General features: G+C 67.7%; 16 protein-coding genes. 4 read left to right on the top strand and 12 right to left on the bottom strand.

Going from position 1 to position 22,121, the window contains the following annotated elements:
- Window positions 1–40: 40 nt before the first annotated feature.
- Together BLQ75_RS10145 and BLQ75_RS10140 are read right to left on the bottom strand one after the other, a co-directional pair.
- Window positions 41–1,558 carry a SulP family inorganic anion transporter gene (locus BLQ75_RS10145; RefSeq protein ID WP_092600927.1) on the bottom strand — a complete coding sequence of 506 codons (1,518 nt, stop codon included), beginning with the start codon at window positions 1,556–1,558 and terminating at the stop codon, window positions 41–43.
- A gap of 1,545 nt (window positions 1,559–3,103) precedes the next feature.
- Window positions 3,104–4,309 carry a phosphotransferase family protein gene (locus BLQ75_RS10140; protein ID WP_092600925.1) on the bottom strand — a complete coding sequence of 402 codons (1,206 nt, stop codon included), beginning with the start codon at window positions 4,307–4,309 and terminating at the stop codon, window positions 3,104–3,106.
- Window positions 4,310–4,387: 78 nt separating this feature from the next.
- On the opposite strand from BLQ75_RS10140, the gene BLQ75_RS24480 reads away from it, so the two are divergent.
- Window positions 4,388–4,510 (top strand): hypothetical protein, encoded by a 123-nt coding sequence (locus tag BLQ75_RS24480; protein ID WP_280137828.1) that lies wholly within the window; start codon window positions 4,388–4,390, stop codon window positions 4,508–4,510.
- Between the two features lie 162 nt (window positions 4,511–4,672).
- On the opposite strand, the gene aspS is transcribed toward BLQ75_RS24480, so the two are convergent.
- Window positions 4,673–6,478, bottom strand: a complete 1,806-nt coding sequence (aspS, locus tag BLQ75_RS10135) for an aspartate--tRNA ligase (protein ID WP_092600923.1) — start codon at window positions 6,476–6,478, stop codon at window positions 4,673–4,675.
- Between the two features lie 350 nt (window positions 6,479–6,828).
- On the opposite strand from aspS, the gene BLQ75_RS10130 reads away from it, so the two are divergent.
- Entirely contained in the window at window positions 6,829–7,854 is a 1,026-nt protein-coding gene (locus BLQ75_RS10130; RefSeq protein WP_092600921.1) for a hypothetical protein, read from the top strand.
- Window positions 7,855–8,045: 191 nt separating this feature from the next.
- Here the strand turns inward: BLQ75_RS10130 and BLQ75_RS10125 are convergent, their stop codons facing one another.
- The 5 genes from BLQ75_RS10125 to BLQ75_RS10105 form a co-directional block, all read right to left on the bottom strand.
- On the bottom strand, window positions 8,046–8,732 hold the full coding sequence (locus tag BLQ75_RS10125) for an AfsR/SARP family transcriptional regulator (RefSeq protein WP_244515406.1): 687 nt from the start codon (window positions 8,730–8,732) through the stop codon (window positions 8,046–8,048).
- Window positions 8,733–9,820: 1,088 nt separating this feature from the next.
- Window positions 9,821–10,468, bottom strand: coding sequence for a hypothetical protein (locus tag BLQ75_RS10120; RefSeq protein WP_092600919.1), 648 nt, complete (start codon window positions 10,466–10,468; stop codon window positions 9,821–9,823).
- A 154-nt stretch (window positions 10,469–10,622) separates the two neighbouring features.
- Entirely contained in the window at window positions 10,623–11,741 is a 1,119-nt protein-coding gene (locus BLQ75_RS10115; RefSeq protein WP_211481278.1) for an Rv2578c family radical SAM protein, read from the bottom strand.
- Window positions 11,742–11,943: 202 nt separating this feature from the next.
- Window positions 11,944–12,645: an AfsR/SARP family transcriptional regulator gene (locus BLQ75_RS10110; protein WP_244515404.1), complete on the bottom strand. Its 702-nt coding sequence runs from the start codon at window positions 12,643–12,645 to the stop codon at window positions 11,944–11,946.
- Between the two features lie 677 nt (window positions 12,646–13,322).
- Window positions 13,323–14,024 carry a hypothetical protein gene (locus tag BLQ75_RS10105; RefSeq protein WP_170837416.1) on the bottom strand — a complete coding sequence of 234 codons (702 nt, stop codon included), beginning with the start codon at window positions 14,022–14,024 and terminating at the stop codon, window positions 13,323–13,325.
- Between the two features lie 164 nt (window positions 14,025–14,188).
- Here BLQ75_RS10105 and BLQ75_RS10100 point away from each other — a divergent pair, with 164 nt between their 5' ends.
- Window positions 14,189–15,580 carry a YibE/F family protein gene (locus BLQ75_RS10100; RefSeq protein WP_170837415.1) on the top strand — a complete coding sequence of 464 codons (1,392 nt, stop codon included), beginning with the start codon at window positions 14,189–14,191 and terminating at the stop codon, window positions 15,578–15,580.
- Between the two features lie 72 nt (window positions 15,581–15,652).
- On the opposite strand, the gene BLQ75_RS10095 is transcribed toward BLQ75_RS10100, so the two are convergent.
- From BLQ75_RS10095 to BLQ75_RS10085, 3 genes are read right to left on the bottom strand one after another with little or no spacing between them, the layout of a single operon-like run.
- Complete coding sequence (locus BLQ75_RS10095) at window positions 15,653–16,297, bottom strand: hypothetical protein (RefSeq protein WP_092600913.1); 645 nt, start codon at window positions 16,295–16,297, stop codon at window positions 15,653–15,655.
- Window positions 16,294–17,556 carry a histidine--tRNA ligase gene (gene hisS / locus BLQ75_RS10090; protein WP_092600911.1) on the bottom strand — a complete coding sequence of 421 codons (1,263 nt, stop codon included), beginning with the start codon at window positions 17,554–17,556 and terminating at the stop codon, window positions 16,294–16,296. The genes BLQ75_RS10095 and hisS overlap by 4 nt, the downstream gene beginning before the upstream one ends.
- Window positions 17,557–17,603: 47 nt before the next feature.
- On the bottom strand, window positions 17,604–18,287 hold the full coding sequence (locus tag BLQ75_RS10085) for an MBL fold metallo-hydrolase (RefSeq protein WP_092600909.1): 684 nt from the start codon (window positions 18,285–18,287) through the stop codon (window positions 17,604–17,606).
- A gap of 228 nt (window positions 18,288–18,515) precedes the next feature.
- On the opposite strand from BLQ75_RS10085, the gene BLQ75_RS10080 reads away from it, so the two are divergent.
- On the top strand, window positions 18,516–19,376 hold the full coding sequence (locus tag BLQ75_RS10080) for a peptidylprolyl isomerase (protein ID WP_092601090.1): 861 nt from the start codon (window positions 18,516–18,518) through the stop codon (window positions 19,374–19,376).
- 293 nt (window positions 19,377–19,669) lie between these two features.
- Here BLQ75_RS10080 and BLQ75_RS10075 read toward each other — a convergent pair whose 3' ends face one another.
- A complete protein-coding gene (locus tag BLQ75_RS10075) occupies window positions 19,670–21,982 on the bottom strand; it encodes a RelA/SpoT family protein (RefSeq protein ID WP_092600907.1) in 2,313 nt (770 codons plus the stop codon).
- Window positions 21,983–22,121 lie beyond the last annotated feature (139 nt).

The raw sequence follows: 22,121 nt of genomic DNA, 5'->3' as shown, positions 1-22,121 counted from the left end.
CCCGAACGTGCGGGACGGGACGGTTCGCCGGGCATCGGGATCAGCTCGTGCCGGGCTTCGCCAGCTCCACGTCGCAGGAGTCCTTGCGCCGCTGCTCCGCCCAGTGCTCGATGGCCTGGTGGCAGGCACGGTCCAGGTGGCGCAGCAGCGTCATGTCCACATGAGCGCTACGTGTTCGGGGCAGCTGCTCCAGCCTGTCCTGCAGCTGTGGCAACCGCAGGAAGGTGGCGTTGCCGTGCAGCCTCACCCTGGCGTGGTCGTCCTCGTGCTCGACCTCCACGGAAAGCCCGGAGACCTCCCAGGCGGTCTTGATCACTGCCGCGACGATGCCGGTGAGCACACCGATCAGCAGATCGGTGGCCAGGATGGTGCCGGCGGTCAGCACCAGGATGAACGCCTCGGAACGCTGTTCCCGGAACAGCGCGGCGACCTGCCGCACCCCGAGCAGCTTCCAACCCGCGTGCACCAGCAGCGCCGCGAGAGTGGCCAGCGGGATGTAGGAGAGCAGCCCGGGCAGCAGCATCACGAACAACAGGAGCCAACAACCGTGCAGCACGCGGGAGAGCTTGGTTCGCGCTCCGGCGTGCACGTTGGCGGTGCTGCGCACGATCACCGCGGTCATCGGCAGCGCGCCGAGCACCCCGCAGACCGCGTTGCCGGTCCCCTGGGCCACCAGTTCGGCGTTGTAGCGCGTCTTGGGACCGTCGTGCATCCGGTCCACCGCGGCCGCGCTGAACAGGCTTTCCGCCGAGGCGATCAGCGCGAAGGTCAGGATCGAGCCGAGCACCGCGAAACTGGTCACCGCGCCGAAGTCCGCCGGGGAGGGAACGTTGAGCGTCTCCAGCAGGGAACCGACCCGGATCGTCTCCAAGGGGAGACCCAGCACATAGGTGAGCACCGCGGCGAAGGCCACTCCCACCAGCGGGGCGGGGACGATCCGCAGGCGGTTGGGCAACCGTGCCCACAACGCCATGACCAGCAGGGTGGCCACCGCGATGGTGACTCCCGCCCGCCCGGCGGGGGTGGTGAACACGGCGTGGAACAGCTCGGGCAGCCGCGCGAACTTGGCCCCGGTACTGGAAGGCTGGTCCAGCCCCCCGATGGGATAGATCTGGCCGAGGATGAGCACCAGGCCGATCCCGGCCAGCAGCCCTTGGATCACCGAGGGTGAGATGGCGCGGAACCAGGTCCCGACGCCGGTCAGCCCCATCACGATCTGCAACAGGCCAGCGCCGAGCACGACCACTCCCAGCATGGCGAGGCCGTGCTGGGCGATGGTGGAGGCGACCAGCACGGTCAGGCCCGCCGCCGGGCCGCTGACCTGCATGGTGCTGCCCGGCATGCAGCCGACCACGATGCCGCCGACTATGCCTGTGACGATGCCCAGTTCGGCGGGCACGCCGGAGGCCACGGCGATGCCCACACACAGTGGTAATGCCACCAGGAACACGACTAGCGAGGCCGCGAGGTCGAAGCCGAACACCGACTTGTTCCTGCGGAGGTGCTCCCCCAGGGAACCCGGTCGAGCCGGGCTCGGGGACTCGAGTTGTGTGGTCACGATTCACTCCGTGAGAGTTCGACAGGCCCGTGGCGGTGAAACGGACACCGTGGGCCCGCGGGGACGTCGGTCGAAACTTGTCGCTGGTACGAGTGGGAATCCGTGCCGGAAATCCCGGGGGTACTGGGACTGCTCGGTCGGAGCGTCGTCCGTCCCCGGTCGGCGGCGGTGGCCCGCTCCCGGTTCGGTCGAGTCGTCACCCTGGCGGGATCGTCGTGCACCCGAGCGGAAGCCACACCGCGGAACGGGCGCTGCCCGGCCGGGTGCGTGACTGTCCACTGCGGTGCGGTTCCCGTGCGGGATGGAACTCGACTCGGACGGACTTCTCGGAGTTCCTCGCGGAACGGTTCGTCCGGATGCGCGGTTTCCGGCACGCGACCGGGTATGCCGGGAAAGTTCACAGGGCACGCAACGGTCGACTCACGTCGGCACCCTGTCTTCCCGTGATACGGCGTTCACGAGGCGGAACCGCTCATCCCTTCCGCACCGGGTGATCCGGTGGGGAAGGAACCACTCCGAAAGGACCTCTTGGGATGGATTTCGAAGGACTCGCGTCACTGCGAGGAGAATTCGACGGGGACACCCACGGGCTGTCGCTCCCGATGGGGACAACCGCCGCTGTCGCGAAGACGAAACCAGGGACCTCGCGAGCAGCGCAGGTCCCCGTCAAACCGAATCGACTGTCGGATCACCTGCGATAGACCTGAAGTCTCGCCTGTGAGTGGGCTGATCTGCACTTCGTCGAGGAACCACCCGAAGTGCGAATGTTTCTCGCGTATTTTCGGGCGTCAGTTCGTTCCTGAGCGGGGCGAGTTCTCGTGGCCCGCGCGTTTCGCGAGCGTTCGGTCCGTCGTCCACACCGCCGGGCGAACTCGGCCACGCCGGGACGCTTGCGGAGTTTCTCGCTCTCGCACGGAGCACCCTGCTCGGTTTTGTACTCGCCGAGCGCGGCCCTGCCGACCTGGGGCACGGCGCCGACGGAGTGCATCGGGGAAAGGACGAGAAGAGCCACGGTGAAGGCCAGGAACAAGACCGCCCGTAGCACCGAAACGCAGTCCGACTTCACCGTTACTCGTGTCATCGTCACCCCCCGACCGCCGAGCGAACGAACCTGCCCACTGTCTGTTGCGGACATTCCCGATACTACCCGGGGAATGTGTACTCGAGGTGAACCAATAGTAACCCGAAACGGTAAGAAACGCCGGTCAGCGCCGCCGACCACAACGAACACGAGAATTTGTTCAGGTCAGCGGAACGACGAGAAAATCAATACGACCTTCGAGTGAAAGATATCGCACACTGCCCCAACAGCTCGTCACCCGATCGAGCAATACATGAAAATACGGTGAAAACGGACTTCAGCCCGCCGGTTCGACCACCGACGGGCGAGTCACGCGGATTACGCCGCTCTGTCGGAGCGGGAACCACTCCCACGAGGAACCGGACATCGGCACACGCGCCGGAACCAGGGGAACGGGCCGGCCACTCACCGGCGAGCACGGCAGCAGCGGTGGTCGCGACCACCGCCCGGAGAACGAGCCATTGTCAACGGAACGCCGGGTAAGGCCGCAGCTCCAACGCACCGGAGCCGAACCGCTCCACCAGGGCACGCACCATCCGCTCGGCGTAGGCGGCTACCTCGGGCATGCCGCCCGCCTCGGCGTCCTTGCCCAGCCGCTGCCAGCGGTCGGCGAGAGCGGTACTGCGACGCGGTGACGGCATGTGGGCGTCGATGGGGCCGTCCAACTGTCCGTCACGGGGCAGGAACCACCACGTCGACACCCAGACCCAGAGCAGCTGGGCATCCAGCAACCGGGGCATCAGGACCGCGTCGTCGTCCAGGTCCGACCAGACCTCGACGATCTCCGAGCGCCAGGTGGCCAGCATGTTGTCCACCAGTCCCGAGGGCATCGCGTAGGAGCACCAGGAGGAAGGGAACGGAAACTGCAGGTAGGCGGCGTCCAGGGCGACGTCACGGACACACGCCCATTCGAAGTCCAGGAACCGCACTCCGTTGCCCGTCACCAGACTGTTGTCCGGGCAGATGTCGGAGGGGCTGAAGGAGCGGTACCTGGTGGAGCTCAGCAACCCGGCGGCGGAGTCGAGACGGGCACGCATCTCCTCGGGTAGCGAAAGGTCCAGGGTGCGGGCCAGCAGTTCGGGGAGTTCCCGCAGCGAACGCTGGATGTCGTCGGCGACCGGATCGGTCCACGACTCGACCCCGAGCCTGCGCATCAGAGCGTCGAAGTCAGCTTCCCGGCCCGCCATCGAGGTGTGCAACCTGCCCAGGGCGCGTGCCCACGCCAGCAACGAGCGCTCGGCCGCCCGCGGGTCGTCGGCGAACAGCACGTCGGCCAGGTTGGCGCCCCGCCCGAGGTCCTCGAGCACCAGCAGTCGCTTCTCGGTGTCCTGAGCGATCAGCTCCGGCCCCACCCGCAGTTCCGGCGGAAGAGCCGTGGCCAGCTGACAACTGGCCGCCTCGTGGGCGAACGGATCGGCGTACCCCTTGGCCGGAACCGCCCCGTAGTGCTTGACCACGAGGGTGCGCGGCAGTTCGAACGGTGTCTCGGCGACACGCACCCGCATCACGACCGATCGGCCGCTACCGCCCAGATCCTCCGGGTCGGCGAGCCGGACGGGTGCGCCCGTTCTACGGGTGAGCACGGTCTCAGCGGTACCGAGCGTATCGGTAACCTCCGCACTCGCGGGCACACGAACCTCCGGCGGACCGGTGGTGATTTCCACGCTCATCGTCTCCAGACCCTACCGCCACCGCCCGATTCTCCACGGGCCTGACCGGTTAAGTTACACCCGACTCGGGTAACGCTCTTGCGTACCGAGGGTATCCGCAAGAACACGAACACCCTCCACCGTTACGCGGTCACCGAGCGCTCGGCAACCCTCGCCACCGTGGTGAGCTACCCGTTCCGGCGACGGATCGATCCGGAGTGAGGTTGCACGGTGTTCCCGAGTCGTTACGAACCGTCGGAGGCACCGCCGCCCCGGGCCACCGGCTCCCGAGGCCGGGAACCGACGGGGCCGGCCTTCCGGACGGCACCGTCCCGGCAGCGTGGTGGGGCCGCCAAGACCGGCCCCGAGCGTGGCGAAGCGGACTCAGCTCTGTTCCTGGGAGCTCTTGCCCTCACCCGTGGCACCGCGACGGGCCGGCTTGGCATCGACCCCCGCCTCCTTGCGCTGCTCGGCGGTGATCGGTGCCGGGGCTCCGGTGAGCGGATCGAACCCGCCACCGCTCTTGGGGAAGGCGATCACGTCGCGCAGCGACTCCGCGCCGGTGAGCAGCATGCAGATGCGGTCCCAGCCGAAGGCGACCCCGCCGTGCGGCGGTGGGCCGTACCGGAATGCCTCCAGCAGGAAGCCGAACTTCTCCTCGGCCTGCTCCCTGGAGATGCCGAGCACCTCGAACACCCGCTGCTGCGTCTCCCAGCGATGGATACGCACCGAGCCACCGCCGATCTCGTTGCCGTTGCACACCAGGTCGTAGGCGCTGGCCAGGGCCTGATCCGGGTTCCGCTCGAAGCTGTCGGCCCACTCCGGCACCGGTGCGGTGAACGGGTGGTGCACGGCCGTGTAACGGCCGCTGCCCACGGCGACGTCATCACTGTCGTCGACGGACTCGAACATCGGGGCGTCGACGATCCACACGAACGACCAGGCCCGATGGTCGATGAGTCCGCAGTGCTCCGCGACCTCCAGCCGAACCGCACCGAGCAGCGCCCGCGAGGGACCCGGTTGCCCGGCCGCGAAGAACACGCAGTCGCCCGGGGAAGCACCGACCGCCTTGGCCAGCCCCTCCCGCTCCTCCTCGGAGAGGTTCTTGGCCACCGGACCGGACAGCGCCCCGTCGGAGCCGACGAGCACGTAGGCCAACCCCTTCGCCCCGCGCTGCTTGGCCCACTCCTGCCAGGCGTCCAGCTGCCGGCGCGGCTGGTCGGCGCCACCGGGCATGACCACGGCACCGACGTAGGGAGCCTGGAACACCCGGAAGGGAGTCTCCCGGAAGTACTCGGTGAGATCGGTCAGTTCGAGTCCGAACCGCAGGTCCGGTTTGTCCGTGCCGTAGCGTGCCATCGCCTCGGCGTAGGGCAGTCGAGGGATCGGCGTGGGGATCTCGTGATCGGCCAGTTCCAGCCACAGGGCGCGGACGACGCGCTCGCTGATGTCGATGACGTCCTCGGCGTCGACGAAGCTCATCTCGATGTCGAGCTGGGTGAACTCCGGCTGCCGGTCGGCCCGGAAGTCCTCGTCGCGGTAACAACGGGCTATCTGGAAGTAGCGTTCCAGACCTCCGACCATCAGCAGCTGTTTGAACAGCTGCGGGGACTGCGGCAGCGCGTACCAGCTGCCGGGTTGCAGGCGAGCCGGGATCAGGAAGTCACGGGCGCCCTCGGGGGTGGAGCGCGTCATCGTGGGGGTCTCGACCTCGACGAACTCCTGTCCGTGCAGCACCTCACGCGCGATGCGGTTGGCCTCGCTGCGCATCCTGATCGTCTTGGCCGGTCCGGACCGGCGCAGATCCAGGTAACGGTGCCGCAGCCGGACGTCCTCGCCCACGTCGAGGTGCTCGTCCACCGGGAAGGGCAGCGGGGCCGACTCGGAGAGCACCTCGAGATCGGTGGCGGTCACCTCGATGGTCCCCGTCGGGATCTCGGGGTTCTCGTTGCCCTCGGGGCGAGGCGAGATCTCCCCGGTGAGCCGGACGCAGAACTCGGCGCGCAGCCGGTGTGCCCGCTCGGCCATCTCGCCCTCGCGGAAGACCACCTGTGCGACCCCCGAGGCATCGCGCAGATCGATGAAGATCACTCCACCGTGATCACGGCGACGCGCCACCCATCCGGCGAGGGTGACGGACTGCCCGGCTTGGTCGGCACGGAGCGAGCCGGCCTGGTGCGTGCGCATCACGGCTGCTGATCTCCTTTACGGCGTGAACGGGGGTGCTCCTCCAGGTGAGGACCACTCCAGGCTAGCCAACGCCACCCACTCGCCTCGCACCAGGTTTCGGGTCCGCACCGGGCCTTCGACACCGCGTGCCCGCACCTCCGGACCTCGGTGTCGTTGAACGTGGCAGCGGAATTCGGGGAGATTCCCGGGAGGGACGAACCGGAGCCCGAACCACGAGACGGAAAGCCCGGGGCACGGCCGAACCGGTAACGTACATCTTTCTGGGACGTCCAATTCCCGCAATCTCGTTGCACGAACGTGATCAGTGCAATTAGCGTTCCGCGCGAGGCTAGCCAGCGCGAGGAGTGGTGATGGTCGTTCCCCGTACCCGAACACCTTCCACGGCATCCCCGATAACCGGACACGAGCACCGACAACTCTCGCCCGAACTCTCGAAGCTCCTGCGGACCGGCCCGTTCGACGTGGCGCTGCGCGCCGCGATCCGTTCGAGCAGACTGAGCCTGGAACGCATCCAGCACCGGCTGCGCGCCAGGGGAACGCCGGTGAGCATCACCGCGTTGAGCTACTGGCAGTCGGGACGTCGTAGGCCGGAACGGCCGGACTCCCTGGTGGCGCTGCGCGAGCTCGAGGACGTGCTCGGCGTGCCGGACGGAGCGCTGTCGGCTCTGCTCGGCCCCCCGAAGCCGAGGGGGCGCAACCGCGAGGAACCCTCGGCGCCACCGCTGACGACGCTGTGGTCCGACAACGCCTCCGCCGCCGGTCTGCTCAGCAGGCTGGACACCAGCGCCGACGGTCACCTGACCCGCCTGAGCCAGCACGACGTGCTCGACATCGACGGCACGGGCAAGCAGCGCGGCCTGCGGGTGCGGCAGCTGGTGCAGGCGGAGCGCAACGGGGTGGACCGCTGGGTGACCGTCTTCGACAACGCGGGTGGCGGTGTGGCACCCCCCACCATCCGCGCCTCGCAGGGCTGCACCCTGGGGCAGACCCTCTCGGACAACCGCAACGGGGTGGTCGCCGCCGAGCTGCTGTTCGAGCGCTGCCTGGAGAAGGGCGAAACCGCGCTGCTGGAGTACGAGATCACCCACGGCCCGAACGGTCTGGTCGGCACCGACCAGGACCACACCTACTCCCGCCGGTTCCGGTTGCCGGTGCGGGAGTACCTGGTGGAACTGCGGTTCGACCCGGACAACCCGCCCGCGCGTTGCGAGAGCTTCGCCGCCCGCCCGGACGGTTCTGAACTGGAACCGCCGAAGCCGATGCCGGTGGACTCGCGCGGACGCACGCATGCCGTGGCGCTCGATTTCGGCCTCGGCGCGTTCTGCGTGCGATGGCACCCCGCTCAGCCGAGACCGCACCACTCGCCGGCACGGTAGGCAGGTACCTCCCGCCGTCGGAGGACTCGGGGCGGCGGGAGCGTTCCGAGTCGGGATCTCCGCGCGGCGGGAGGCGCGTTCACCGTCACCTCCGGTGGTGGCCGCGGGAGTCCGCCCACCTCCTCCCCCACCGCGGCGCCGGGGGAGGACCCCCGGCATCACGGCTCTCGGCAAGGGCCCGTGCGCCCCTCCTACTCGTCCTCCAAGGCGTGCTGGAAGGCCCGATTGAGGTCGCTGGAGGGCTCCAGACCGAACTCGTTGACCATCTCCGAGCGGACCCGGCGGAACACCTCGGCGGCCTCGGCCCGTCGTCCGGTCTTTCCGAGCGCGATGATCAGCTGCTCGAACAGCCGTTCCCGGTAGGGATACTGCGTGGTCAACGCCTTCAACCGTCCGATCACCCAGTCGTAGTGACCGCGTTCCAGGTTGAGCTCGACGAACTCCTCCAGCGCCAGCACGTAGTGCTCCTCGGCCTGCACGGCGGCGGCGTAGAGCCGGGCGCTGCGTTCACGGACCTCGGCGAACGCGGGGCCCGCCCAGAGTTCGACGGCCTGTTGCAGCATCTCCGTGGCCGCCGGGGAATCCGCGTCGGCGACCTGCCGCGCGGTGAGCCGCAGCGTGTCGAAGACTTCCAGGTCGAGCTCGCCCTGCTCGACGTGCAGTGAGTACCCGAAGGTGCTGGTGGACAGTCGCCTCGCTCCTTCCCCGGGACCGAAACACCGCTCCAGATCCCTGCGCAGTCGTGCGATGTGCGCCTGCAGGGCGTTGGTCTCGCCCTGCGGAGGCGCACCGCCCCACAGCTGCTCCACCAACTGTTCGCGCGGAACCACCTTTCCCGCACTGAGCAGCAGCAAGGCCAGCAGCGTTCTTCGGTGCACTCCACAGACCTCGATCGACCGCCCATTGCTGTCACACATCCGCACCTGGCCGAAAACCCGGAATCGAATCATCGGTTCGCTCCGCTCGAAAGAGATCAACGGATCGCGATCGCGCCGTTGTGGGGCAAGTTTTCCCGACTGAAAGACACCCGAACTCTCCGGGACGGATTCGCGGTGACAACGACCGCGCGAACTCCGCCCGCGAGGTGCCGCTCCTCGCCGTGGGTGTCGGTTTTTCGTTCGTTCGGTCCGGTGGTACCGCCACACGAACATTTCCCGTTCGCCGGGAACCGAGCGAAATGAATAATATGGACGAAACGACCCGGGAGCCAGACTCCAAACGTGTGAATCAACCAGACAGGAATATTCCATCCCCCCTTGGAATATTCCGACACCGGAGAGATCATCAAGACACCGCACGGAACATGATCCGCTCAACGGCAATCACTTTTGGCCGAACGCGCTTCCGCCGGCGCAAAGAAAACACCTTCGACACTGTCGGAAGAACGAAACCGCCCCGAAAAACACCTCGGTCGGCACCGAACCGATCGGGCCGTTCTCCCCTTTGGCGAGTGAGTCCTCCACAACGGGGGGCATCGCGGTAATGATCCCACAGCACGCGAAGCGCGATCGGGGCGTCGCGAGGCCCCCGAACGGCGGATGCCACTACGAAACAGATGGTCACACCGCCACCAGGAACCCCGAGTCCCGGCCCGCGGATCCCACACGAGCGCGTCCACCGACCGCTCGTCCAGGCGGGGAAGGACGTACAGATGCGCGTGATCCGAGATCTCCTCTTCGAGGAGAACGAACTCCGGCAGGACGTACTCGACCATGATCTCCGCGTCCGGTTCGCGGAACCGAACACTCAACGAGAGCGGTGCACGTTCGACGTCGAGTCCGCCCTCCTCGTTTACGCGGTTCCCCGTCGAGTTCTCGCAGCCGGTGCTCGGCATGATCTGCCGTCCGCAGGCACGAAAGCACCGAGAACGTTAGTTGCCTGATGGAAGTACCGGCGATCTCGTACCAGAGGAACACCGGAATCAGCGCGTCGCGGAAGCCGCCGAGCGTGTTTTCCGGAGATCCGATTATTGTTTTCCCGGATTTTCCGAAGAACTCGCACCTGGTGCGGTAAACTCCGCACGGCCACGGCATGCCGAAATACTTGTTTCCACTGCACACGATCGAACACACCTCGGGACACGGAAGTCGAACACCGGGCCGCACCGCCGTGTCATGCCCCGTTCGAACCCCGTTTCCGGATACGGCATGTAAGCGGCCCCGAAGGCACCGTCCATATGGAACCAGTACCGCCGATCCGATCCACCGTCACCGTACATGCCGTGTTCGACCAGGACGGGGCGCAACGCGCGGCACACCCGTTCGACGTCGTCGAAGGCACCGTTCGAAGTGGCACCGTAGTCGAAGTTCACCACCACCGAGTGTCCCCGCGCGGCGAAGAACTCCACCAGCCGGACGAGCGAGCCCACGTCGACCTCGGGATCGCCCGCGTTGCTCGCGTGGTACCGCAACAGCGCGTCCGGCCTCCGGAAGTCCTTCGGGGTCTCGTTCACCTGGAATCCCAGCATCGTGCTCGCACGGTCGCCCGTCTCGCGGGCCAGTTCGGACACGAGTCGGTCGCGGTCGGAGATCGGCAGCTCTTCGGAGACGAACCGAAAGCGGGCCGCCGAAAGATCCTCCTCGCGACGGAATATCTCGTGTTCGGGAGTGGCCATCAGGTCTCCGCCATCCGAGGAACGTGTCTCTGTCACGCTCTCTTACCAGCGGCGCACCTGGACACGGGAATGACACGGCACTGACGCCTGCCTCCACCGATCCCGCACCACTGACGGAGAAGAAGGCTGGTCCTCTCCGGTCGGGAATGGAACCTCAGAGCAGGCTGAGTTGCTGGGGTTCCGCTTCGGTGCCGCCAGCGCCTTCCCCACGAGCTCTCCCCCTCTCGGCACCGAAGGAGGGCCGGTGCACCCCGTGCGCCCGTTTCGCCCGCTCCACCAGATCGATCACCTCCCGCTGGTACGACTCGGGAACATAGGAGCCCTCCCGGTACAGCCGCGCGTAGAGCGGCACCAGCGAGGGATACTCACGCTGCAGCCAGGCGCGGTACCACTCCCGGGCACCGGGACGCAGGTGGAGCGGCAAGGGGGTGATGCTCCTCGCCCCGGCCTCCGCGAGGGCCGCCACCGTGTGCTCGATGTGCTCGGCGGAATCGCTCAGCCCCGGCAGGATGGGAGCCATCAGCACCGAGCACCCCACTCCGGCCTCGGCGAACCGCCGGACCACCTCCAGCCTTCTGGCGGGGGCGGGTGTACCGGGTTCGACCTTGCGCCAGAGCCGCTCGTCGAGCGAACCGATCGAGACCGCGATCGAAACGTCGGTCACTTCCGCCGCCGACTCGATGAGGTCCAGATCGCGCAGGATCAGCGTCCCCTTGGTGAGGATCGAGAACGGGTTGGCTCGTTCGGTCAGCGCGGTGATGATCTCGCGCATCAGACCGTAGCGCCCCTCGGCGCGCTGGTAGGGGTCGGTATTGGTCCCCATGGCCACCGGATCACCGCGCCACTTCGGGCTCGCCAGCTCGCCGCGAAGCAGTCGTCCGGCGTTGACCTTGACCACGATCTTGCTGTCGAAGTCGTGCCCGGCGTCCAGATCGAGATAGGTGTGGGTGTTGCGTGCGAAGCAGTAGCGGCACGCGTGCCCGCAGCCCCGGTACGGGTTCAGGGTCCACTGGAACGGCACGTGGGAGTCCCCGGGAACGCGATTGAGGATCGACTTCGCGCGAACCTCGATGGCGTAGGCGTCCTGCGTCCCCGCCTCGATCGGCACCGACTCCGGCAGCCGCAGTCCCGCGCCCACCCCGCGAACGCCGCCGCGTGCGGGCTCCGGGGAGATCCCCAGATCGAGTTCCGGAGTCCCACCACCTGTGAAGTCGCTGTCGGCGGTACCCGAGCGACCGTCCGGCGGAGTGATCCGCTGCCTCTCCCAACGCACGACCTCATTCGAACACACATTCGAACAAATGTCCAGCGTGCGAAGACGCCCGGGGCGGACCGGGGCGAACCCCGGCACCGCGAGCACGACTCCCCGAGACGGACGCACGCGGCCAGGTCAGCGACCGCCGCACACGAGACGAGAGCGGCCCCGCCCCGACCATTCGGGTTCCTGGCCGGCCACGGGCCCGGCGAATGGAACATCATCTCTCGGCGGCGAGGTCGTCCTCCAGCATGCTCTGAACGGCCCTGCTGAGTCTGCCCGAAGGATCCACCCCGAACTGCTCCACCATCTCGGAGCGCATCCTGCGGAACAGGTCCGTGGCCTCGACCTTGCGACCGGTACCACCGAGAGCCACGATCAGTTGTTCGAGCAACTTCTCCCGATACGGGTACCGCTCGGTCAACGCCTTCAGCCAACCGATCATCCGTTCGTGATTTCCCTGCCTGAGTTCGAGTTCCACCAGTTCTTCCAGCGTCAGCGCGTAGTGCTCCTCTTCCTGCATCGCCGCCGCGTACAGACAGGAGGTCCGATCGCGGACGTCGTACAGAGCCGGCCCTCGCCACAGTGCCAGCGCCTGCCGCAGCATTTCCGCCGCCGCGGCCGGATCACTCTCGGAGATCGCCCGTGCCTCCGCACGCAGCGTGTCGAAAACCTCCAGATCGAGCTCGCCCGGGCCGACGTGAACCGAGTATCCGGCACGACTGCTCGGCAGCCGGGTAGCGGCTTCCTCGACACCGAAGCACCGCTCCAGGTCACGACGCAGTCGCGTCATGTGCGCCTGCAAGGCGTTAGCGCCGCAGGAAGGCACGCCCGAGGGCCACAGCTCACTTATCAGTTGCTCACAACTGACCGTTTTCCCGGCGTTGAAGAGCAACAGGGCGAACAGCGCGCGGCGCTGCACTCCCGAAATAGGTTTCGGCTCTCCGTCGTGACCACACATCTCGACCGAACCAAGAAGACGAAAAAGAATCACTGGATTCTCCTGTCGAACAAAACATCAAGCAAGAAAATATCACCCACGAAAACAAAAACACGCCCTCAACGTTTGGATGCAGGATACACCTGAAACCCGAGGCCAAGCCCGCGAAACTCGTGACTTCCCAAAATCTAAAAGATGCTTCACTTTTAACTCCTTGCCAGCAATACTACACACGAAAAACCTCGCCACCCATACTCCGAAAGAGTGAAACAAAAACTTGATCAAATATGAAATTTGATTTTCACCTCACTCTTCGTGAGCAAAAATAGCGATCAACGACGTCGAAGGCGAACTCCACGAGCGGCGGCGGCCGAATGACCGGCCCGTCCTCTCTCGCCTCGGAGTCGGTCCCCACCACCGGGAGGGAGTCCGGGAACATCGATGACATCCAGGAGAGCGGGAGAGCTCGGACTCCCACGGTGGGGTGTCGAGCGCACCGTCCGGGTACCCCGGTGGGCACGGAGAGTTCTCCGGATTTCGCGGCGACAAAAGACGCCGATTCACCGGAGCGGCGACCCGAACTCCGACGAACGCCAATTCCTCACGAGCGGTATGATTCCCCCAACGGGACCACCCCAGGACTTCACGGGGACGTGAATCTATCGAACAAGTGTCGGGGCCACACCGGATTCGGCGAATTCGCGGTCGTCACGGATCGGCTCCTTCATCGGCGATGAGGCGGCCAGCAACCAGAAGTCGGACAGGCTCATCCGGAAGTCCTCGACGGCGGCGGAAACGGCCGAGGGGTCCTCACCGTCGGCCAGCCCGACCTCCACCACCTCGACGGCCTGCTCCAGCAGCGCTCGCGGAGGTTCCGCGTAGGCGGCGAAGTAGTCCGCGAAGGCGGTGGCGAAGTCGTCCTCGGAACGCAGCGCGTTCGCGAAGAGAGCACACTGCTTTCCCCAGGAGATCTGCGCGACGCGGAACGCCGCGGCCACTTCGGCACGGCCACCGAGCAGCGCGGAACGGCAGAGCACCCGTTCGAAGGAACGAATCCCCGCCGGAGACCGGCTCCGGCCCCACGAGGAGAATCCAGGTTCCCCCTCGACCAGTCGTGTCAAGCGGACACGACTCGAAACGGCCGCCGAAGCCAGCGCCAGGAAGAACCCGGCGGGACCGGAGTCGTCGAACCTGCTCGACAGGACGGTGAACACGCGCTGCTGCGCGCACAGCGCCGCGTGCTCCTGCCCGACCGCCGCGGGCAGCATTCCAGCGGCACGTTCACCGGCGTTCCCGCCAAGCACGTGCCGCAACGTCTCCAGCCCCGGATTGTTCACTTCCTCGTCGAACCGTCGAACCAAGGAACGACCATCCCCGTCGGCTCGCATGACGCGCTCTCCAATCGGTTCCCGGCGTTGTCGTTCCTTGATGGCACGACGAGCTGATTCGGGGCTGACACGCCGCTTACAACCGGACCGACCGAAGGCGCGGAACTCACCGGAGGGAGCGGACTTACCATGATCCGGTGCCCGCTCTCGAGGACTCCGCGAACGACTCGACCTGCGTCCCTCCAGCCGGGCACGGTCACGGTCACGGGCACTCGCCTCCACCCTCCTCGCGACGCACCAGACGGCTGCTGACCGCGGTGCTGGCGCCGTTCGCGCTGGCCGCCGTGCTCGGCGCCGTGCTGCTCTACCCGTTCGGGCAGGACTCGACGCCCGAGGCCAGGCAGGGATTCACCCGTGACCCGGTGGACGGCTCCGTGGTCGCGGCGCGTGCCGCTTCCTGCACCACGGGCGCGACCACCGGGCAGCGCACCGGCGACGGGGAGCACTGTGTGCTGCTCCGCGTCGAGCTGCGAAGCGGTCCGGCGTCCGGGCGCACGATCGAACAACGGCTTCCGAGAGAACCGACCACCCCGGAGTTCGCGGTGGGAGACGAGGTCGTGCTCTCCTACTCCGGCGACTCGCCCCGGGAATCCACCTCGTACCGGATAGTGGACTACCAGCGGGGTGGTTGGCTGCTGCTCCTCGTCGGCCTGTTCGGCGCGGCGGTGCTCGCGCTGGGACGGCTCCGGGGAGCGGCCTCGCTGCTGGCGCTCGCGCTGACCTGCGGCGTGCTGACCGGATTCGTGCTCCCGGCGATCCTGGCCGGGGCGAACCCCGTGGCCGTCGCCGTGGTGGGCGCGGGGCTGATCATGTTCTGCGCGCTGTACATCACGCACGGTCTCTCGGCACGCACCTCCACCGCCGTGCTGGGAACACTGGTGAGCCTGACCCTGATCGGCCTGCTCAGCACGGCATTCGCGGGCCTGACCCGGCTGACCGGACTGGACGAGTCCACCTCGGCGCTGATAGGTGCCCTCGGACACGACATCGACGCGCGGGGACTGCTGCTGGCGGGAGTGGTGATCGGCGCGCTGGGAGTGCTCGACGACGTCACCGTCACCCAGACCAGCGCGGTGTGGGAGCTGCACCACGCCGACCCCGGACTGCGTTGGAAGGAGCTCTACTCGGCCGCGCTGCGGATCGGCCGCGACCACGTCGCTTCCTCGGTGAACACGCTCGTACTGGCCTACACGGGCACGGCCCTGCCGCTGCTGCTGACCTACACGCTGTCCGGGCAGTCCTTCGGCGAGATCGCCACGACCCAGGACGTCGCCCAGGAAGTGGTGCGCACCCTGGTGGGAAGCCTGGGGATCATCGCGGCCGTTCCGCTGACCACGGCCATAGCCGCCGCGGTGGTGCTCGGCGAGAACGGGGCGAACCGTCACGGCGACACCTCGCGATCCGAGTCAAGCCCCCAGGACGGGGTCTCGGGGATCGTCGGGGTCGTGCGCCGGGCCGCGGCGGAGGGAGCCGCTCGTGCGGTGCTCGGCGGCTGGGAACCACGGCGCTGCTCCCGGCCGCACCGCTGAGCCGTCGCGATCGGCCATCCCGCGGTCGGTGTCGAACCGGAAGCCGTGTCCCGCTCCCCGGAAACGGCGGGTTCAGTCCAGCATGGCCACGAACTTCGCCACATCGGTGTTGGAGACCCGCCGAGCCACACCGCCACCGGGGACCGCCGAGGCCAGTCTGTACAGCGGACGGTCAGCGGCGGCGTCGCCGCGTGCCTCCGCCTTGAGCTGTGCCACGATCAGTTCCGAGAGCACCAGCGCGCGGGTGTCCCCGGTCCCCGCCAGCGTGTCGGCCAGCCGCCGCAGCGGGTAGATCCCGAGTTCCTTGCCACCGGTGCCCGCGTACATCGCCAGCGCCACGTTCAACGTGCGATGCCGGGGTGGGCCGGTGACCACCAGACTGATCGTGCGGGTGCCCCTGATGTCGGTGATCAGCACGTCCAACGCGGTGGCCCGCGAGAGGTCCACCCGACGCGTGCCGAAGGCACGCGCGGCCACTTCGCTGCCACGCAGCCAGTAGGTCTTCCGCGCCTCGCCGAAAGCCATCAGCAGCAGCGGCAACGCCAGCACGGTCATCGGAACGAAGAAACCGGCGGTTCCGGCGAACAGCCCGGCGATGCCGCCGATCGCCGCACCGACCACGACAGCGGCGATCGCCACGCTGATCGCCCGCCTGCGGACCACACGGCGATCGAGCAGATCCAGCGGGACGGCCTCCTGGGACTGTTCCTCGCTCATCCGGACAGCACCGTCCGCGCCTTCTCGACCACAGCGGACAGCGGCACGCTCTCCTGCTGCCCGCCGGCCAGATCCTTCAGCTGTACCGAGTCCTCGGCCAGATCCCGCTCCCCCAGCACCAGCGCGTAGCGGGCCCCGGAGCGGTCGGCGGCCTTCATGGCTCCCTTGAGCCCCTTGCCGCCGTAGGCCACCTCCACCCGGATCCCGGCGTGGCGCAGCTGTCCGGCCAACGAGACCAGTCGCCGTTTCGCCTGCTCCCCGAGGGGCACGCAGTAGATGTCGCAGCGGGACTGATCACCGGGGTGGACTCCCTCCACCTCGCAGGCGAGCATGGTGCGGTCCAGCCCGAGCCCGAATCCCACTCCGGACAGTTCCGCCCCGCCGAGGTCGGCCATCAGTCCGTCGTAACGACCGCCCCCGCCGATACCGGACTGCGCCCCGAGACCGTCGTGGACGAACTCGAAGGTGGTCTTGGTGTAGTAGTCCAGGCCACGGACCAGGCGGGGGTTCTCGGTGAACGGCACGCCGAGGTCCCGCAGGTGCGTCTTGACCCGCTCGTAGTGCTCGGCGGCCTGCTGGGAGAGATGGTCGGCCATCAACGGGGCGTCGGCGACCATCTCGCGGACCTCCGGCCGCTTGTCGTCGAGCACCCGCAGCGGATTGAGCTCCACCCGACGGCGGGTCTCCTCGTCCAGCGGCAGCCCCCGCAGGAATTCCTGCAGCTTGGCACGGTACTCCGGGCGACAGCTGTCATCACCCAACGAGGTGAGCTCGATGCGGTGCCCGGTCAGGCCCAGCCTGCGGTACCCCTCGTCGGCGATGGCGATCACCTCGGCGTCCAGGGCGGGGTCGTCCACGCCGATGGCCTCCACCCCGACCTGCTGCAACTGACGGTACCGCCCGGCCTGCGGCCGTTCGTACCGGAAGAACGCTCCGCTGTAGTACAGCTTGAGCGGCAACTGCCCTCGGTCGAGCCCGTGCTCGATGACCGAGCGGATCACCCCCGCCGTTCCCTCGGGGCGCAACGTGATCGAACGTCCGCCCTGGTCCGGGAAGGTGTACATCTCCTTGGTGACCACGTCGGTGGATTCACCCACCCCGCGTGCGAACAGCGCGGTGTCCTCGAACAACGGCAGTTCGATGTAGCCGTACCCGGCTCGGCGTGCCGCTTCGCCGAGGGTTTCGCGCACCGCGAGGAACCGCGCGGATTCCGGGGGGTAGTACTCGGGAATGCCCTTGGGGGCGGCAAACGTGCTCATGCTGACTTCTTCTGGTCTCGTCGGTCCTGGTTCGCTGTCACGGGCCGTCAGTCCACCGCGTCGTCGGATGTACCCAGCCCCCGCAGGAACGGGTTGCCCGCGCGCTCACGTCCTACGGTCGTGGTGGTGCCGTGTCCCGGGAGCACCGCCGTGTCGTCGGGACGCGGCAGAATCTCGCCGCGGAGTGTCTCCAGCATCCGTTCGTGGTCTCCTCCCGGCAGATCGGTGCGGCCGATCGCTCCCGCGAACAGCGTGTCGCCGGTCAGCAACAGCCGTCCCCCCTCCTCGGTGGTCGTCCCGAACAGCACGGAGCCACCCGTGTGGCCGGGAGCCGGGCGCACGTCGAACTCCATGCCCGCCAGTTTCAACACGGTGTCACCGGACAGCTCGCGCAGGTCGCCCGGAACCTTCACCGACACGCCGTCGAACAACTGCCGACCCTCGGGGCCGAGCGCGGCACCGGGATCGGAGAGCATGTAGCGGTCCGCCGGATGCACCCAGGCGGGTATCCCGTAGGACTCGCACAGTTCCCCCGCGGAGAACACGTGGTCGAAATGCCCGTGGGTCAACAGCACCCCCACGGGGGTGAGCCCGTGGTTGTCCAGCTGCTCGCGCGCCGCCTCGACGGCGTCCTGCCCCGGATCCACCACCACGCACTCACCGCCCTCGTGCGGCGCGAGCACGTAGCAGTTCGCCTGGAGCTGTCCGACGGGGAAACCAACAACAAGCACGGGGTGCTACCTCTTCAGCGTTAGGGGACGTACGACCCGGAAACTTCGGCGACCGAGGACCGCCCCGCCACTCACCGAGGGGCCATCCGGGTCACTCCAGTGCTCCCAGCCTAGTCGTGCGGTCTCACGGTTTTCGCACACCGGGCCGTTCTACACTCCCCGGAAAACGTGGTCCCGTGGCACGTCCCCGGGACGAACCGACCGACCCCGATCGCGGAGTGGGAACAGGTGTCCAGCAACGAACAACGTCGCCAGGCAGCCAAGAGCAAGCTGGAACGTCAGCTCGCTCGTAGGGAAGAGCAGGCCCGCAGACGCCGGACCGTGGCGGTGACGACCACGATCGTCGTGGTGATCGCGGCGGTGGTCGGGGTCTACTTCCTGACGCGCACCGGCGGTGGGGGCGACAGCGCCGCGAGCCCCCCGCCGAGCACCACGGCACCGTCCGAGCAGTCGGACTCGGAGCAGATCTCCATACCGACCGAACTCGCCCCCGCGCCGAGCCGGCCCGAGCCCCTGCCGGACCAGGTTTCGTGCACCTACCGTCCGAAGGGCGAACCGGCCAAGCCGGTGGAGCCGCCCGAGGACGGAGAGGTCTCGTCGAAGGGAACCGTCAAGGCCACGATCGAGGCGAACGTGGGCACCATCCCGATCACGCTGGACCGCTCCCTGGCGCCCTGCGCGGTCAACAGCTTCGTCCACCTCGCCGAGGCGGGGTTCTACGACGACACTCCCTGCCATCGCCTGTCCACCTCCGGGTTGCAGATGCTGCAGTGCGGTGACCCGACGGGCAAGGGCAGCGGCGGACCCGGTTACCAGTTCGACGACGAGACGTACTCGGACATCCAGTACGGGCGCGGCTACCTGGCGATGGCCAACTCCGGTGCCGACACCAACGGCAGCCAGTTCTTCATCGTCTACGGCGAGGCACCGCTGGACTCCAGGTACACGGTGTTCGGCACCGTGTCGGAAGAGGGACTGAAGGTGGTCGACGAGGTCGCCCGGGCAGGCCACGACGGCGCGTTCTCGACGGCGGGCGGCGGGCACCCCAACAAGAAGGTCACCTTCGAGAAGGTGACCGTGAAGTCCTGACCCGGGAAACCCTGCCCCGGCCCGGAACATCGGGGAACGCCCGCGTGGCCCGGGCCACGCGGGCGTGGTGCGGCCCGGACCGCGTGGATTTCACACGAAATCGCCGCGCCGCTTCGACGCGGGGGCGAGCTTCCACCACTGCCGCAGCCCGCACCGCCCCGGGTTCTCCGGCGTCGGCGCCGCGAGGACAGCGGGCACCTGGCGTAGTACCTACTCGATGTGCTCGCTCCCGGGCGCCGCCCGCGCCGGAGATTCCGCCACCCGCACCGCCACACAGCCGGATCGAGCGACGGTCAAGCAGCGGAGGTCATGCGGTACACGTCGTAGACACCCTCGATGTTTCGCACCGCCTTGAGCACGTGCCCCAGGTGCTTGGGGTCGCCCATCTCGAAGGAGAACCGGCTGACCGCCACCCGGTCCTTGGAAGTGGTCACCGAGGCGGACAGGATGTTGACCTTCTCGTCGGCCAGCACCTTCGTCACGTCCGAAAGCAGCCGGTGCCGGTCCAGCGCCTCGACCTGGATGGCCACCAGGAAAACCGAGGAATTGGAAGGGGCCCAGTAGACGTCCACCAGCCGTTCCGGCTTGGAACGCAGTTCCTCGGCGTTGTTGCAGTCGGTGCGGTGCACGCTGACACCACCGCCGCGTGTGACGAAGCCGAGGATCTCGTCCCCCGGAACCGGGGTGCAGCAACGCGCGAGCTTCGCCCAGATCTCGCCCGCGTTGGCCCCCTCCACTCGCACTCCGGAGTCCCCGGAACTGCGGCGCTGCTGCTGCACCGTGGAGGGCGTGGAACGCTCCGCGATCTCGTCCTCGGCCTGCTCGACCCCGCCGAACGAGGCGACCAGCCGCTGCACCACGTGGTGGGCCGACACCTGGCGTTCCCCGACCGCCGCGTACAAAGCGGTCACGTCAGTGTAGTGCAGCTCCTTGGCCACCGACCCGATCGAATCGGCAGAGACCAGTCGTTGCACCGGCAGGCCAAGCCTGCGCAGCTCCTTGGCGATGGCCTGCTTGCCGGATTCGATGGCCTCCTCGCGCCGCTCCTTGGCGAACCACTGCTTGATCTTGGTCTTGGCGCGCGGCGAGGCCACGAAGGAGAGCCAGTCCCGACTCGGACCCGACCCCTCGGCCTTGGAGGTGAAGATCTCGACGACCTCGCCGTTCTCCAGTTTCCGCTCGAGCGCGACGAGTCTGCCGTTGACGCGGGAGCCGATGCAGCGGTGTCCCACCTCGGTGTGCACCGCGTAGGCGAAGTCGACCGGGGTGGATCCTGCGGGCAGCGTGATCACGTCCCCCTTGGGAGTGAACACGAAGATCTCTCTGGTGTTGAGGTCGTAGCGTAGTGACTCCAGGAACTCACCGGGATCGGCGGCCTCGCGCTGCCAGTCGAGCAGCTGACGCATCCAGGCCATCTCGTCGATCTCGACGCCGGTGCCGCGGCCGCGGCCCTTGGTCTCCTTGTAGCGCCAGTGGGCCGCGATGCCGTACTCGGCCGTGCGGTGCATCTCCTCGGTACGGATCTGCACCTCCAGCGGCTTGCCCTCCGGACCGACCACGGTGGTGTGCAGCGACTGGTAGACGCCGAACTTGGGCTGGGCGATGTAGTCTTTGAATCGCCCCGGCATCGGCTGCCACAGCGCGTGCACCACGCCCATCGCCGCGTAGCAGTCCCGCACCTGGTCGACCAGGATGCGCACCCCCACCAGATCGTGGATGTCGTCGAAGTCACGACCACGCACGATCATCTTCTGGTGGATCGAGTAGTAGTGCTTGGGCCGCCCCTCCACCTTCGCCGAGAGCCGCGCCGCGTTCAGGTTCGACGACAGCTCGTCGACCACGGTGCGCAGGTAGGTGTCCCTGGAGGGGGCGCGGTTGGCGACCAGCCGGACGATCTCGTCGTACTTCTTGGGCTGCAGGATCGCGAAGGCCAGGTCCTCCAGCTCCCACTTGATGGTGGCCATGCCGAGCCGGTGGGCCAGCGGCGCGAGGACCTCGAGGGTCTCACGAGCCTTGCGGACCTGCTTCTCGGGCGGCAGGAAACGCATGGTCCGCATGTTGTGCAGCCGGTCGGCGAGCTTGATCACCACCACCCTCGGGTCGCGGGCCATCGCGATGACCATCTTGCGGATGGTCTCGGCCTCGGCCGCGTTGCCCAGCTTGACCTTGTCGAGCTTGGTCACGCCGTCGACGAGGTGGGCCACCTCCTCGCCGAAGTCCGCGCGCAGCCGGTCCAGCGGATAGTCGGTGTCCTCGACCGTGTCGTGCAGCAGCGCCGCCACCAGCGTGGTGGTGTCCATCCCCAGCTCGGCGAGGATCGTCGCCACCGCGAGCGGATGCGTGATGTAGGGATCGCCGGACTTGCGCCGCTGATCGCTGTGTTGTTCCTCGGCGATGTCGTAGGCGTACTGCAGCAGCTCCAGGTCCGCCTGCGGATGCATCTCGCGGTGGACCGAGGCCAACGGTTCCAGCACCTGTTTGACCTGCGTGGGCCGCTGCGCGGTGATACGCCGGGCCAACCGCGCGCGTACCCGCCGAGTGGCCGAGGCCGGTCGCTGCGCGGGCGGTTGGCCCCCGCCAGCTGGAGACTCGACTTCTTGGCTCACAGCACGCTCCCGGGTATTCGAGGATCCGCTCGGCCCGGGTCCGTTCTCCGCACTCGAAAACGTCCCTGCGTTCCGGTGCGACGACCCGGACACCGAGCATAACGCTGCGAACCCCGTGAGCCTTCCCGGGAGAGCCGGC

Source organism: Actinopolyspora xinjiangensis (assembly GCF_900104475.1).
Lineage (GTDB): Bacteria > Actinomycetota > Actinomycetes > Mycobacteriales > Pseudonocardiaceae > Actinopolyspora > Actinopolyspora xinjiangensis.
The sequence above is the reverse complement of the archived record's forward strand: the minus strand, read 5'-3'. Positions and strand labels throughout refer to the sequence as shown.